The following is a 14,939-nucleotide window of genomic DNA, read 5'->3' on the forward strand; positions in this document are numbered from 1 at the left end:
AAAAGCATTGTAAATTTCCTTGCTGTTATAAATGTTAATCTATAAAGAAACGGGTATCAGCATCAGCCGTTACCCGTTATTAATTTCCTGCTTAGTTTTGAAACAGCACAAACCGCTTATTGTTGACTTTTTTCCCATGCGTCAGACGTACCAGGGTGATCCCCCTGCGTCCACCATAGTGCCCTATAGGCCAGATCATTGTAAGTTACCTCGTCCCCTGTGTTATAAGCGGCTTCAGGGTCCCATTCTGCGCCGGGCACGACCGGTGTATCATTATGGTCGTAATCATGAGCATGGTCATGAGCATGGTCATGAGCATGGTCATGATCATGCTCTTCCATCATTACTGCATCATAGGAGTCCCCCGCGCTGTAAGCTGTGACCGGCAGTGATACACCTCCGGAAATCAACGCTGCTAATAGTAGTTTCTTAAATGCTTTCATTAAGTTCATTCCTTATGCTTCAAAAGACAAAGCTGAATAATAGAGCAGCAGCGGCAGGAATTCCCCTGCCTCCGGATGCTATTTACACAAATTCACCCTTTTTCACGACTTTTCACTCCGATCACATTTTTTCACTTTAACATCTTGCCCCTAACTCACCTTTCAAATAATTAAGCTGCTGTTTAATAATAATAACGCCCCTAAAAAGCAGCCTTACGGAAGAAAACACACAGAAAATATTCTTACTAAGTGAAGGTTAGTATGCGCAGTTAACCTTAATAAGCAGGAGAAAGAATCAGAAAAGGGATGACTTTGAGCCGGCAGTATCAGGTGTGAAAATATATTCATAAGCAGTCAAATCGGCACTATCATTTTGTAATGGAGATATGTCTGTCTCCATCACATGAAACTGCATCAGCGGCTTGATCAACTGATCCGCCGCAAAGCATATTTCACCGAAGTGAATTCAATCGCTCATGTTAAATGAAAATAGATTAATAATGCTCTCTCAAGCATACTAATTAATAGTAGTGCTTTTTATTATCTGCAGCGCTTCATCAAAATCAAACTCTTCCAGTGCTGTTTCTAACTGAGTAAATTCATCTTCTGTCAAACCGATTAGCCCGGCATTAGACAGGCCGCTCACTATCGTTAATGCCTGGGTATCATCATGTTCAATTTTAGTAATTAAATTATTCAGCAGATCTGTATCAACAGCATATGCTGCCTGTTGCGGCTGCTGCTCTTGTGCGCTGTTCTGTACAAAAAATTCACTCAGCGCAGTTGTTATATCAGCTAAACGTACCTGTATTAAAGCTGTGTGTTCAGAGATCTGCTGCATATTCATAGCTGACTCGTTCAACTCCAGTTCTTCACAGAGCTTATGCAGTGATTTAGCACCTATAGTGCCGGAAACTCCCTTAATAGTATGAATATAACGCTCTCTTTCTTCTCCCGATCCAGCCAGACTGTTTTTTACCTGCGCCTGATCTGAATAAGTTTCGCTGAAGCGTTTTAACAATTTGAGGTACAGCGGCACTTTACCGTTAGCAGCATTGAGACCGGTTTTTGTGTCTACTCCGTCTATAACAGGTAAATTTAGCTGAGTCTCTGCATCAGAAGTTACCCTTCGCATTTCCGGATTAGCCGGTATCACCCATTCTGCTAATGTCTTAAACATACAGGGAACATCGATAGGTTTAGCGATAAGATCATTCATCCCCGAAAGCAGCGCTTTTTCCCGGTCTTTTTCCATAACATTAGCCGTCATGGCAATAATAGGGATCTTTGTGTCTCCCAGCTTACGGCGAATATGCTCGCTCGCTTCATAACCATCCATCACCGGCATCTGACAATCCATTAATATACCGTCAAACACATACTCGCCGTACAGCTTAACTGCTTCCTGGCCGTTTTCCGCTATGCTCACATAAATCTGCTGACTTTCTAATAACTCTTTCGCCAGCTCTTGGTTAATATCATTGTCTTCAACCAGTAGAATATGTGCGCCGGCAAGTTTGGCGGTACTTTCCTGCAGACTGTGCCGGCTTAGATCATCACGGCTGATACGGCCGCTCTGCAGGCCGTAGGTATTAATAACGGCATCGAACAGGTGCGAGGAGGTAACGGGTTTATCTAAAATAGTTTTTACCTGCAGTTTTCTACAAGTCAGTGCATCCGCCAGCTCTTCTCGTCCATAAGCCGTTAACATTATGATATTAGGCCGTTTATCTATCGACCGTAGCTGTTCAATAGACTCAACCAGATCCACACCGTCTTTACCCGGCATTTTCCAGTCAATGATAAGCAGATCAAAGGGGCATTTAGACAGATCAGCCTGCTTCATAGCCGCAAGTGCGTCATCCGCACTATTAACCGCCTGCGCTTCAAATTTCAGCGACTGCAGAATTTCTGTCACAATCAGCCGAGCACTGGAGTTATCATCAACCACCAGCACTTTCAGTTCATTTAATGCCGGTGGAATAACAACCGGCTCCTGCTTAAGCATAGTGCTGCACTGCAGCTGCGCGGTAAAAGAAAATACAGACCCTTTATTAATTTCACTACTGACCGTGATTTCTCCCCCCATCAGTGAACAGAGATTCTTACTTATTGCTAAACCTAAACCTGTGCCGCCGTATTTTCGGGTTGTAGAACTGTCCGCCTGGGTAAATTTATTAAACAGCTTATCGGCCTGCTCCCGGGTCATGCCGATACCGCTGTCAGCTACTTCAAACTGCAGGGTAACCTGCTGCTGGTGCTGCGCGGCAACAGAGATATGAATTTTAATCTCGCCCTTTTCGGTAAACTTCACCGCATTATTGCTTAAATTGACCAGAATCTGACTGAGCCTCAGCGGATCGCCGATCAGTGCCGTCGGCACATTCTCATCAATATGAATCAGCAGCTCCAAACCTCTTTCAGAAGCCCGCAGCCCGACCAGGTTAGTGATATTGTCGAGTACCGTTTCCAGATGAAAATCGATGTTTTCAATATCAAGTTTACCGGCTTCAATTTTTGAAAAATCAAGAATGTCATTAATCAGCCCGAGCAGAGAGTCCGCAGACAGCTTAACTTTATTGATATAATTGCGCTGCGCTTTATTGAGATCTGTTTTCAGCGCCAGATAGCTCATACCGATAATGGCATTCATCGGCGTTCTTATTTCATGGCTCATATTAGCCAGGAAATCTGATTTGGCCAGATTAGCTGAATCAGCTTCATCCCGGGCGTCAGCCAGCTTATCAGCAAACCTCTGCAGCGCGCTGTATGATTTACTGGTCAGTATAACCAGCAGAATCACTGTGATAACAAAGAAGATCCCGCCGAATGCGAGATAACCGGACAGGCTGCTCGAGGACTGAAAAGCGCTTAACTGTTTATCGCGGGCAGCTAATATGGCTTTATCTGCCAGGGAGACAGCGGCATGCATCTCCTGTGTAACCTTATCGGATAACAGATTCACTGCAACTAACTGCTCAAAGCTGTCTAGGTAGTCTTGGACTCTGGATTCAAGCGCTATAAAAGCCTTCTTGTCATCCTGCTTAGTTAATTTGTTATAAAGCTGCCTGCCCTCCTGCAAAGCATCGCCAAGGCGCTGTGCAACCTGCTGCGCATAAAAGGTGCGCATCTCCGGCGTATTCGCTAAAACAAAATCTCTGTCCAGCAGGCTGGCATCATTAATACTGTTTTCCAGCCTGAATACCGCTTTAGAGAGCAGCATACGATCAGCTGAGAGCATCTGAATATGAGACAGATCTGACTGTATTTTATTGAGTAAAATATGTTCATTATCCCTTAATGACAGTGAGGCGGTAGAAAAGTCTTTGCCGGCACGGCTCAGCTGAGCAGTAATAGACTGCAGCAGGCGCGGATTTGTCTGCCCGCGCAGCTGCGTAAAACTAACATGAAAACGGTTTTTTGCCTGATTAATACTGAGCAGCAGAGAACGACTGTGCGGATCCTTAATTGAATTATCCAGCTGTTTAAGCAGTGTCGATATTTTATTGATCTCAAGGATAGTCTGGTTATAAACCTTCGGCAGCTGCGTTAACTGGAAGTCTTTGGCATAGCTTTGCGCGTTAGCAGTAAACGAGACAAGTTTCTGAACTTCCGCACTATTCGCAGTAACTGCCATCATCAGCTCTTTGTGCTGTTTAATTTTAAGCGTATCAGCATCCTGATACTGCTGCTGCAGTTTCTGCATCGTCCGTGCATGTAGTAAAGCAGAAGCCGAGGTCTCAGCCATGCTTTTTCTAATCTGCCGGCTCTGCTGCTTAAGCTGATAATACTGCTCAGTCCCGGTCTGATAATTTTTAAGCGCCTTCTCAGCATCCCCGCTGTTGCCCTTCTCTAAAGAAAACTGCATCGCTAAAGACAGCGCTAATGCAGTTTCCTTTTTGGCGGCCGAAGCCGACTCGCTGCTGTTATCACGGCTGTAGGTCAGCTGATATAAACGAGCACGATCCAGGGCCATAACAAGCTGACTGCTGAGAGCATAACTGTCAACGGCAGAAAAGCGTTTATTTAAACTGTTCCAGCCTGCGGTTCCGGCCGTGATCAGCATCAGCATCGCAATGCAGAAACCAATCAAAATTCTTTTCGAATCACTAACATATGACTCGTTTCTGTTCCCTGAAAGCTGCTGCATTATGACCTCATTGTATTGCGTGTAAGTACTGCCGGCTAGTCCGTAAATGACGCTTTTATTTTAAGAATATTGTCCAGCTGACTAATAAATAACGGCACAAGCACAGGATCAAAATGCAGCCCTGCCTGCTCTTCTATTAGACAAACCGCTTTCTCAACGGGCCAGGCTTCTTTATAGGGCCGTGTACTGGTAAGTGCATCAAAAACATCGGATATTGCAACAATACGGGCAGAAAGCGGTATCTCCTGCCCCGCAAGGCCGTTCGGATAACCGCTGCCGTCCCATTTTTCGTGGTGGCACAGCGCAATTTCCTGAGCCAGCTGCAGAATTTCAGATTCATTATCATCGAGAATATTTGCCCCGATCCGGGCGTGCTGGAGCATGATATTCCATTCTTGAGCATCAAGTTTACCCGGTTTACCAAGGATATGGTCTGGAATACCTATTTTGCCGATATCATGCATGGGAGCCGCATTAAACAGCAGCTCCACCCAGTCCCTGCTGACATCTAACTGCTCGGCTAATACTTTAGTGTAGTGGCTCATGCGCAGCACGTGCATGCCGGTTTCATTATCTTTGTATTCAGCGGCGCGTCCCAGTTTGCGGATAATTTCAAAGCGGCTTTCTTCAAGCTGCCGGGTGCGCTCTCGAACCTGTACAGCAAGCGCTTTATTCTGATCATATAAAGCAATCTGTGTGCGAACCCGGGCTTTGACAATTGCCGGACTTATCGGCTTAGTGATGTAGTCAACGGCGCCAAGTTCAAAACCTTTCTGTTCATCCACTTCCTGTGCTTTTGCAGTAACAAAAATAACCGGAATCCCTGCAGTGACCGGATTGGCTTTTAACGCCAGACAAACCTCATAACCGTCCATTTCCGGCATCATAATATCTAATAAAATCAGATCCGGCTTGGGAGTCGAATTGGCAATTTTAAGGGCCTTCTGCCCTGTTTTGGCGGCTTTAACGGTGAATTCATCCGCTAAAATACCGGATAAAACATGGATATTCTCAGGAATATCATCAACAACTAAAATTACAGGTTTTTGTTCACTCAGATCTGTCATTGGTCCCTCAATTTCAGTTTAATGTATTGGAAATAGATACCTTGCTCAGCATTAACAGCTAGTTAAGAGTAGTTCCTGATTATAAATGAAGTTGCAGCAAAGCATAACTTTAATGTGAATATATGAGACTGATATTAATATAAAAGCACCCGTTAACTTGGGGCAAGGCAGTTAAGGCGCCTTCTCTGCCCTGCCATAATATTAAGATTCAATCTGTTTACGGAAAAACTGCACCATCTCATTACGGGTATTAAGGTGTTTAAGATGAAAAATATCCATCGGAAAAAGCAGTTCGATAACACCGCTGTCAAAAAGGCGTTTTACCTCATACTCATTATGCGCCACATCCTGCTGATACATATAATTTAACCAGGTCTGATTGGTATGGATAATAAACTCCACACGCATGCCGCCGAGGCGCGCAAAAAACTTCATCATTGAGGTTTTATCACTGGAGCCGACAGCCCGGCCGCGGTACACAGTATGTTCAACTAAGGTATCTGAAATATCTTCCAGCACCATTAATGAATCTGCCTTAGAAGCGCTGCGGGTAAGGTGCTGCTGAAAAGCTCTAACATCACTTACTGAGTCCAGTACCGCCATTAAACCTAATTCATCGTCCACGGCAACCGCCGGGTTTTTCTGATTTTTTCTTAACAGTTTTAATACTTTAGCTTCAGGCGGTTTCTTTCTTATGGAAACATAAATAGGTGTTTTTTTCTTTCCGACATTAAAACTACGGCGTTTAACTAAAGTAAGCTTATTGTCTTTAGCGGGCTGCACTAACTTCGCCTGCTTGGGCGTCAATACACTTACTGCAGTACAACGGTAGTCCTGCTCACTGTGGGTAGAGTGCAGATAAACCGGATCTAACTCGCCGATTTTCAGATTCGGACTCCACACATAACCGTTTAAAAATTCCAGAAAAGTAGAAAACTTATTTTCGATATCCGTTTCACGTTCTCGCTGGTCAATGCTGCCGGCCAGTGTCATTAAAATCAGTTTACGACGTGCTTCAAAACGTGCTTTTTTATGATAATCATCATTAAACATAATCAATAACAGTTCAACGGGATTATTGGTAACTTCTATTTCATTGGTGGTTTCAATATGTGAAGCATAGGGAGAAAGAATTTTATCGGTAATCGAATGGATAACCGCATCAGCAGTGCGCGCATATTCATCAACACGGCTGCTTATCTCATTCAGATTACCGTCAATACCGAACATATTACCTAAAAGCCGCAGCGCTCGATCACTACGAGTCTGACGCAGATCTTTATCAGCAATCAAGGATTGAACCTGACTAATACAGTCCACGCCTAAAAACTCAAATATCTGACTGCGCAGTGCGCGGTACTTAGTAATATTATTCGGATCCTTCTGCAGGTCTTTTATCCATTGCCGGGTCTGCACAGAAAAACAACCGGCATTGAGTGAATCGTCAGTAACGGCAAAAGGACCATGCTGCTGAAGAGAAGTAAATACACTATTTGGAGAAAGAACCGACATAAACCCGCCTGAAAGTAAATAACAGTGCAGCGCACTGTTTAATAGAAGAAAATATACATGAATACACCGCCAGGCAGTTAATTTTACTTTTGATCAGCATCTGTTGTTCTAATTGATACCGGGTGATCTTCGTTTAACTGCAGCAGATCCCAAAGATTACCGTAAAGATCTTCAAATACAGCAACCGTTCCATAACCCTGCTCTTTCGGAGGTCTGACAAACTTAATGCCTTCTGAGAGCATGCGTTTATAGTCACGCCAGAAGTCATCAGTATTCAAAAAAAGGAAAACACGACCGCCGGACTGATTGCCGATAAAGTCATGCTGCTCCGGCTTGGATGCCCGGGCGAGTAGCAGGCTGACTCCTTTTGATCCTGGAGGGCAAACCACAACCCAGCGTTTATCCTGCTCCGGTTGATAAGTATCCTCTATCAGTTCAAACTTCAGCTTATTAACATAAAAATCAATAGCTTCATCATAATCCTTAACCACTAAAGCAATATGCACGATTGACTGCTTCATTATTATCCTTAAAAATAAATAGTAGCTTACAAAACTTATGCGCCGTAACTGCGGGCTGCAGAGAATGAAAATAGGGAAGTAAATATAACGCGATGCCGTTTTTACTGCACTAAAAATTAACCAAGTAAATAATTACGATACTGTTTGGGAGTAATCCCCTGAATTTTTTTAAAACAGCGCCCCATATGACTTTGATTAGCAAAACCACACTGCAGCGCTATATCAGTAAGTGACAGCTTAGTTGTTGAGATCAGGAGTTTTACCTGCTTAATTCTTACTGCAGTTATGTACTCCTGCGGCGTCTGCGCCATATTTTCTTTAAACATGCGGCAGAAATGATACTCACTTAACTGCGCTACTGCAGCTAATTCACTGAGAAATATCTGCCGATGAAAAAAAGCATGTATAAAATCACAAACCTGCAGCAGTACTTTAGGTGCTAAACCGCCCTTCACTTTATCAGTAAACTTAGCTGCGCCTAAATTCTGCAGCATGGTCACTAAAATCGTGTTAGTTACCTGCTCCATTAACATCTGATTGTTAGTGTCTAACCAGTCGGTATTTACCATTTGATGGCGGAACATCGCTTCTAATCCGCTGTTTTCGACAAAGGTAAGCTCGGGTAATGAAAGCATGCGCGGGTCTATATCAAAGGTTTTTAAGGCTAACTGTTTTAAATAATTATCATCAAAATAGAGATGCATAAACTGCTGCGGACGGCCGAGCTGCCAGTGGCTTTCACAGCCTTTCGGCATCAGACAAAAACGACCCGGCGCGCCGAAATCAGAGCGAATATCCGTTCTATGGGTTTCAAATCCGCCGCTTAGATACATGCTTAAGGTGTGCTGTTTGTTGTTAGCGTAAAATATCCGCTCATGATCATTCTGATAATGTGCCCACCTTAAACCGCTGCTTAAGGATTTTTTCCGAAGACAGATCTGACTCGACTGCTCAAAGCTGATATCTTTTCCCTGATTATCTCTCAATATGCATCCCTTTTAACATTCCACCACAACCACAGATAAGCCTACCCGTTAACAGCAGAACGCTCAACATATCAGAAAAGAAAAGCGCAATATTGTGATAGTTTTGAAAAGATCGTGACAGAAGCCTTTCGCCGAACAGGCAATAATAGTGTGATTAGAAGTTATATTTAAGGATAAAAAATGTCTGCACTATTATATTTTGTAATGATTTTAACCTGGGGGTTTTCCTGGATTGCCATTAAATGGCAGCATGGCCCGATACCGATGGAGGTATCGATATTCTACCGTTTTGCAATTGCAGCCGCCCTTATGTTTATCGGCGGCTGGTATTTCAAAAAACTACAGAAAACCACCCGCCGTCAGCATCTGTTTTTTGCTCTGCAGGGGATATGTTTGTTCTGCTGTAATTTTATCGCCTTTTACAGCTCCACCGGATATATCGCCAGCGGTCTGACTGCTGTAGTAATGGCAGCAGCACCTGTCTTTAATGCGGTGCATGGTAAACTGTTTTATAAAACGCCGACTAGCCCGAATTTTTGGCTCGGTGCTGCAGTCGGGCTTACAGGTGTTAGTTTACTGTTTGCCGGGGATCTTATGCAGACAGACTGGTCTGTGCAGGTATTAATCGGCTTAGCTTATGCACTTGCCGGTACCTGGTGTTTTTCAATGGGAAATATGATCAGTATCCGCAACAGCCGCAGCAGTATTCAGCCCTTTACCGCTACCAGTTACGCCATGCTCTACGGCTGTATCGCTTTATTTGCTTTAATCACCTGCAAAGGACTGCCCTTTGCAGTCAGCAGCAGCCCCTTGTACTTAGGCAGTTTATTCTATTTAGCCGTTCCGGCATCAGTGATTGGATTTACCGTTTACCTGGTTTTAGTTGACCGTATCGGGGCCAACAGCGCGGCTTATCTGTTAGTTATTACACCGATTGTTGCACTGCTGGTATCGAGTGTTTATGAAGATTATCAATGGACGGTTTACTCAAGTGCCGGACTGCTGTCTGTCCTGTTCGGCAGCTTTTTAACCCAGTACAAAAAGCCGCTGTTTTCTCTGTTTAAGCGCTCTAAATTCGTACTTGAAAATCAGAAAGCAGAGAGATGATGGAAAATTAATAAAATACAGATCTGTTTCTATAAAAGTAAAAAAGGCTTACAGCATACTGTAAGCCTTTCGAACTAGCGGATTTGAGAAAATCTTACCCTACAAGGCCGGCAATGGCACTGCCGATAACCGGCGCATTCTCTACTTCAATAGTTTTAAAGTAGTAACCGCGGCTGTTAAGCAGGCTGCTCAGATAAGCTTCACACTTGGCACGTAAACCATACAGCTTATGGTAGGTAGAGCCGTCAACATTAATACATACCGGATATAAAGGACTGCGCCCTGCATCTCCCTTAACAACGGCAGCGGCAATATTAACCGCCGTTAGTTTTGCTGAACGGTCAATCAGATCCAGCACAAGGTAATATAATGTTTCACGATCTTCTTCGAGAATAGTCTTACTGCAGAACGGCGCAACCACATTAAACGGATTCTCAAGAAACAGACTTAAATCAGCAGTTTCCAGACAGTTTAGAGCCGTAATTTCAGCAGCTGCAGATTCAGAGAACAAACCGTCTCTGGTGGCCTGCTTTATAACCTCAAGGGCAACTTCACCAAGGTAGCGGCCGGAAATCATTTTTTCAAAGATATAAGCGCCGGGATTTGCCGTTGATGCGTCAAACTGCTTGTCAATAATGCCCTGCGGACATTTATTAAAATTACCAGATTCAACATTAATAACCTGTGCTCCGTCAACCGCTTCAATCTTATCAATATTGCGGTTACTCTCAACGTATGCGGTATTTGTACCGGTACCAAGAATGAATCCGATATAACCGTCACACTTGCGTTGTTCGCCAACCGCTTTACCAGCAAGAAGCGCCGCCACAGTATCATTTAAAAGTACCAGTTTTTTGCCTTTATGCCCTCTTTCAGCCAGCGCTTCAAGAAGACCTTCACCAATATATTCCCCGACAACTTCAGGAACTTTTACTTCTTTGGTCCAGCACAGCAGTTTTCCGTCTTTTTCAGGAGAAATCTCTGTCGGGTAGGAAAAGCAGAAACCAATTGAATCAGACTTATTGATAACCGGCTCAAGATAATCACAAAGAGTTGTATAGAATTCCTCTCTGCTCAATTCATGTGCAATACCCGGCATCTGGTATTTTTTAAAATGCTCAATATCCACACGGCCATGTTCGTCAAATGACGCAGTACAAACTCGTAAGTTAGTGCCGCCGGCATCCAGAACAATTACCGGTTTATTAGCCGGAACTGAAGAATCAGCACTTACGTAGGATGCAATCATTGCCAGAGATGAATCATTTCCGGCTAAACCGCCGCGCATCTCAGAACAGAAATCATCAAGCATGGCATCGGCGTCAATTCCACTCGCAGACATCTCATTCTTTTTTAAAAAACTATCAACTTTACTCTTTGTAACTAACATAACTTGGACCCTTTATAATTTACCTAATAATGATTCTAAATTCGTAATTAAAAGTTTCTTTGCAGAGGCATTATCGACACTGTAAAAGCACCGAAATGCAGGACATCCGTTTTCCCCCATAATACAGTTTTACTGATTTTATCTGAGACAAGAGGAAATTAATACTCCGATAATCAACAAGGTTATAAAAATATTCAATACAATGAAATAGTTATGATTCTTATTCTTATCTAGCTGCTCCCTGCGATTCCATAGTGAAAGGCTGTCCAGCTTAAAGCAGTGTCAGTTTCCATTACGGAACCTGTTGAAGTCCGATTATTCATCTAAACAAGCAGTATAGTGAAATCATGATTTCACAAGCTGTTTCGCCATCGAATTATCTGCACTTTCAAACGATTTTCGGTGGATATTTACACTGTTTCAATTTGTTGTAAATAAAGCAGAATTTTCTTCCATGGACGGACAACCACAAACTTAAAGGTAAATTCCATGAAAACGATTACTAAAACGGCATTGGCCATTGCCGCCTGCACATCTTTTGCAGCGGCGGCTTCTCATGACACTTTCTCAGTTACTAACTACGCGGCAGGGGGAAAAGGTGAAGTGGTTGTTACAGAAGCTGAGCTGCACGCCTACAAAGCTTTTCATCATTTAAACTATAAAGCAGCCACAGCTAAAGCCGCCGGCGGCACTAATACTTTAATTCACACTCGTGAACTGCCCACGGAAGGAACAGATCCGGTTGTTACTCCTGCTTTAGACCATCTCTATACGAAAGCGATTATTGATTTAACATCCGGCGAACCTGTCGTTCTTGAAATGCCTGTAATCGACCCGGCAGATCGTTACTTCTCAATTCAGATTATGGATGCAGAGCATTACACTACATACGATGAGATTAACCCGCAAAACGGCTTATTCGTATTCGTACATGCAGACTGGGAAAATGTCGAAATACCAGCAGGCGCTGCAGTGCTGAAAAGCAATGGTGATTACCCGCACTTATTTATCCGTACTCAGGTTAAGACGAATGATGATTACGCTAACGCTCACGCAGTACAAAACCAGGTTAAACTTACAGGTCAAGCTGGTGAATTAAACGTTGAACCAGATAATTACATCCAGTTCACTCTTGACCATCATAATGTGCACCCGCAAAACGCAGGGCTGCTTGAATCAGTGGCAGGCTCTTACTCAACTGCGCAGCAGCAGCGGCTGATCTCATACACTACTAATATGTTTGTACATACTGCAATGTCTGGTCAAGGTTCTCATTCAATGGGGTTCTTCGGCGGCATTGACAGCAAAGAAGAACGTGCTGACAGCCCGGTATATCGTGCTCTTGGTATTATTGGTCACTTAGGTCTGCCGACTGACAGCACAACTGGCGGGACGCACGCATTCTACACTGGACAAGCGACTAACTGCAGCGATGGAAAACCGTTAATCGGCGGCGCCCCTTACACGATTAAATATGACTACAGCCCTGCTATTGACAGCTTCTGGTCAGTCACTCGTTACAGTTCACTAACCCGCAACACTCTGCCGGACAAAAACGACGTGTTTAACTCGTACAATACTACGCCGGATGCAGATGGAAAAATTTCAGTCACCTTCTCTGCTGAAGATCCTAAGGATGGTACATACTGGATGCCTGTTAACGCCGGCGAACCGTACTACATCGTTGAGCGTCTATATGAGCCGCGCATGAGCGAGTTAGTAACGCAGGCTGATCGTTGTGCTGCAGGTATTGCAGAAAACCGCAAGTAATCAACTCAGGTGTCTTTTTCGGAGGGCACCTTGTGATGATTATTCGACAAACTAAGAAGTTTATATACAGCAGCTTTCCTACTCCCCGTACTCTGCGTAGGAATTCAGACGCCCAGCTCAGCTTTAATCATCTATGCGTTAATTACGGCGCACCGGGAGCAGCCTGTTTACTCCTTAAGACAAAACTTTATCTGCAGAAATTCTAATTGTATTCCCGCAAATTTATCCTGATAAAAGAACTGTTTGATTAATTTATCTGAAATTTACTGCTGTATTTGCTAGAATCTTTTCTGCGAGATAAATACACAAGTAAAGAGCGAAGCTGCTCTAATGAGGATTAATGAGTTTAAATAAGGATAAATACAGTATAGATAATACCGATTATACTGTCGGGCAAGATAACGTTCAAAAATGGGGCTTTGATGTACATAACCCGGTTTTTGGTATCAGTGCAGGTTTAATCGGACTCTTTTTAATTGCAGTTTTAGTCGTTGACCCGCAAACATCTAAAGCCGCGTTAGATGGTTTAAAATGGCAGATTATTGGTACATTTGACAGCTTATTTATGTGGTCTGCAAATATTTTTGTAATTTTCTGTCTGGCATTAGTTGTATCACCTTTCGGTAAAATTCGCCTCGGCGGCGATGATGCAAAGTCTGATTACTCAACGCTTTCCTGGATAGCAATGCTGTTTGCTGCCGGTATGGGCATAGGTTTGATGTTCTGGGGTGTTGCCGAGCCCGTTGCGTATTTTACCGGCTGGTATGAAACGCCGCTGAATGTGACCGCTAATACACCGGAAGCGGCTCAGCTTGCACTCGGGGCAACCATGTTCCACTGGGGACTGCACCCTTGGGCTATTTATGGCGTTGTTGCTTTATCGTTAGCATTTTTTGCCTACAATAAAGGCCTGCCGCTTTCAATGCGTTCTATTTTTTATCCTATTTTAGGGGACCGCACCTGGGGATGGGCAGGACATATCGTTGATATTTTCGCGGTATTAGCCACTCTATTTGGTCTTGCGACATCGCTGGGCTTAGGTGCACAACAAGCAGCAAGCGGTTTTCATCATGTATTTGGTATTGATGCCGATCTGCCCTTTCAAATAGCCATTATTGCAGTGGTTACTCTTCTTGCGGTTGTCTCTGTGGTACGCGGTATTGAAGGTGGTGTGAAAGTAATCAGTAATATCAATATGCTGCTTGCTATTGTATTAGTACTGTTTGTTGCACTAGTTACCTTCGCTGTTTCTATGGGCACCATTCCAACAACTGTTATGGGTTATATTGAAAATATTATTCCGCTAAGTAACCCGATGGGACGTGAAGATGAAGCCTGGATGCACGGCTGGACAGTCTTTTACTGGGCATGGTGGATTTCATGGTCACCATTTGTAGGCATGTTTATTGCCCGTATCTCCCGCGGCCGTACAGTACGCGAATTTATTACCGCAGTATTGATTATACCAACGGTAGTGACTGTGTTATGGATGTCTGTATTCGGCGGCGTAGCGATTGATCAGGTGGTTAACAACATCGGTACATTAGGCAGTCAAGGTTTAACTGAGGTTCCTCTTGCTATGTTCCAGATGTTTGATGTACTACCATTCGGCAGCCTGTTATCATTGCTAGCTGTATTACTGGTGCTGGTTTTCTTTATCACCTCTTCAGACTCCGGCTCGCTGGTAATAGACAGTATTACTGCTGGCGGTAAAGTTGATGCACCTGTTCCGCAGCGTGTTTTCTGGGCATTTATCGAAGGTGCTATTGCAGCGGCTTTACTCTGGGTTGGCGGTACTGAAGCGATTCAGGCGTTACAAGCCGGTGCTATTTCAACAGCCCTGCCCTTTACCGTTATTTTATTAATAATGTGTGTAAGTTTAATAATGGGTATGCGCACAGAAAAGCATAGAGGATAGAGCTATAACTATTCAACTTTAATATGCAGGCTGTGCATCTTAAAGCTGCTATATGCGATATGTAAAAAAGCCGAT

10 protein-coding genes are annotated in these 14,939 nt (G+C 43.7%); 3 read left to right on the forward strand and 7 right to left on the reverse strand.

Going from position 1 to position 14,939, the window contains the following annotated elements; all coding sequences use genetic code 11:
- Positions 1-116 precede the first annotated feature (116 nt).
- The 6 genes from G337_RS0104535 to G337_RS0104565 form a co-directional block, all read right to left on the reverse strand.
- Positions 117-443 (reverse strand): carbohydrate-binding protein, encoded by a 327-nt coding sequence (locus G337_RS0104535; protein WP_028862821.1) that lies wholly within the window; start codon positions 441-443, stop codon positions 117-119.
- A 517-nt stretch (positions 444-960) separates the two neighbouring features.
- Complete coding sequence (locus G337_RS0104545; protein WP_028862822.1) at positions 961-4,593, reverse strand: hybrid sensor histidine kinase/response regulator; 3,633 nt, start codon at positions 4,591-4,593, stop codon at positions 961-963.
- Positions 4,594-4,628: 35 nt separating this feature from the next.
- Complete coding sequence (locus G337_RS0104550; protein ID WP_028862823.1) at positions 4,629-5,660, reverse strand: response regulator; 1,032 nt, start codon at positions 5,658-5,660, stop codon at positions 4,629-4,631.
- Between the two features lie 201 nt (positions 5,661-5,861).
- Positions 5,862-7,172, reverse strand: coding sequence for a hypothetical protein (locus G337_RS0104555; RefSeq protein ID WP_028862824.1), 1,311 nt, complete (start codon positions 7,170-7,172; stop codon positions 5,862-5,864).
- An 83-nt stretch (positions 7,173-7,255) separates the two neighbouring features.
- Positions 7,256-7,693: a VOC family protein gene (locus G337_RS0104560; protein ID WP_028862825.1), complete on the reverse strand. Its 438-nt coding sequence runs from the start codon at positions 7,691-7,693 to the stop codon at positions 7,256-7,258.
- A 116-nt stretch (positions 7,694-7,809) separates the two neighbouring features.
- Positions 7,810-8,679 carry a helix-turn-helix transcriptional regulator gene (locus G337_RS0104565; RefSeq protein ID WP_028862826.1) on the reverse strand — a complete coding sequence of 290 codons (870 nt, stop codon included), beginning with the start codon at positions 8,677-8,679 and terminating at the stop codon, positions 7,810-7,812.
- Positions 8,680-8,859: 180 nt separating this feature from the next.
- Between G337_RS0104565 and G337_RS0104570 the strand changes: the two genes are divergently transcribed.
- Positions 8,860-9,786: a DMT family transporter gene (locus G337_RS0104570; protein WP_028862827.1), complete on the forward strand. Its 927-nt coding sequence runs from the start codon at positions 8,860-8,862 to the stop codon at positions 9,784-9,786.
- Between the two features lie 94 nt (positions 9,787-9,880).
- On the opposite strand, the gene G337_RS0104575 is transcribed toward G337_RS0104570, so the two are convergent.
- Positions 9,881-11,176, reverse strand: a complete 1,296-nt coding sequence (locus G337_RS0104575) for a hexokinase family protein (RefSeq protein ID WP_028862828.1) — start codon at positions 11,174-11,176, stop codon at positions 9,881-9,883.
- A 489-nt stretch (positions 11,177-11,665) separates the two neighbouring features.
- Here G337_RS0104575 and G337_RS0104580 point away from each other — a divergent pair, with 489 nt between their 5' ends.
- Positions 11,666-12,946, forward strand: coding sequence for a DUF1254 domain-containing protein (locus G337_RS0104580; RefSeq protein WP_028862829.1), 1,281 nt, complete (start codon positions 11,666-11,668; stop codon positions 12,944-12,946).
- A gap of 340 nt (positions 12,947-13,286) precedes the next feature.
- Entirely contained in the window at positions 13,287-14,864 is a 1,578-nt protein-coding gene (locus G337_RS0104585) for a BCCT family transporter (protein WP_028862830.1), read from the forward strand.
- The last annotated feature ends 75 nt before the right edge of the window (positions 14,865-14,939 follow it).

The organism is Psychromonas aquimarina ATCC BAA-1526 (assembly GCF_000428725.1).
Lineage (GTDB): Bacteria > Pseudomonadota > Gammaproteobacteria > Enterobacterales > Psychromonadaceae > Psychromonas > Psychromonas aquimarina.

What these genes read in the sequence shown, in the direction of transcription:
- G337_RS0104535 (WP_028862821.1), bottom strand. Translation starts at nt 443, where the DNA reads ATGAAAGCATTTAAGAAACTACTATTAGCAGCGTTGATTTCCGGAGGT.
- G337_RS0104545 (WP_028862822.1), bottom strand. Translation starts at nt 4,593, where the DNA reads ATGCAGCAGCTTTCAGGGAACAGAAACGAGTCATATGTTAGTGATTCG.
- G337_RS0104550 (WP_028862823.1), bottom strand. Translation starts at nt 5,660, where the DNA reads ATGACAGATCTGAGTGAACAAAAACCTGTAATTTTAGTTGTTGATGAT.
- G337_RS0104555 (WP_028862824.1), bottom strand. Translation starts at nt 7,172, where the DNA reads ATGTCGGTTCTTTCTCCAAATAGTGTATTTACTTCTCTTCAGCAGCAT.
- G337_RS0104560 (WP_028862825.1), bottom strand. Translation starts at nt 7,693, where the DNA reads ATGAAGCAGTCAATCGTGCATATTGCTTTAGTGGTTAAGGATTATGAT.
- G337_RS0104570 (WP_028862827.1), top strand. Translation starts at nt 8,860, where the DNA reads ATGTCTGCACTATTATATTTTGTAATGATTTTAACCTGGGGGTTTTCC.
- G337_RS0104575 (WP_028862828.1), bottom strand. Translation starts at nt 11,176, where the DNA reads ATGTTAGTTACAAAGAGTAAAGTTGATAGTTTTTTAAAAAAGAATGAG.
- G337_RS0104580 (WP_028862829.1), top strand. Translation starts at nt 11,666, where the DNA reads ATGAAAACGATTACTAAAACGGCATTGGCCATTGCCGCCTGCACATCT.
- G337_RS0104585 (WP_028862830.1), top strand. Translation starts at nt 13,287, where the DNA reads ATGAGTTTAAATAAGGATAAATACAGTATAGATAATACCGATTATACT.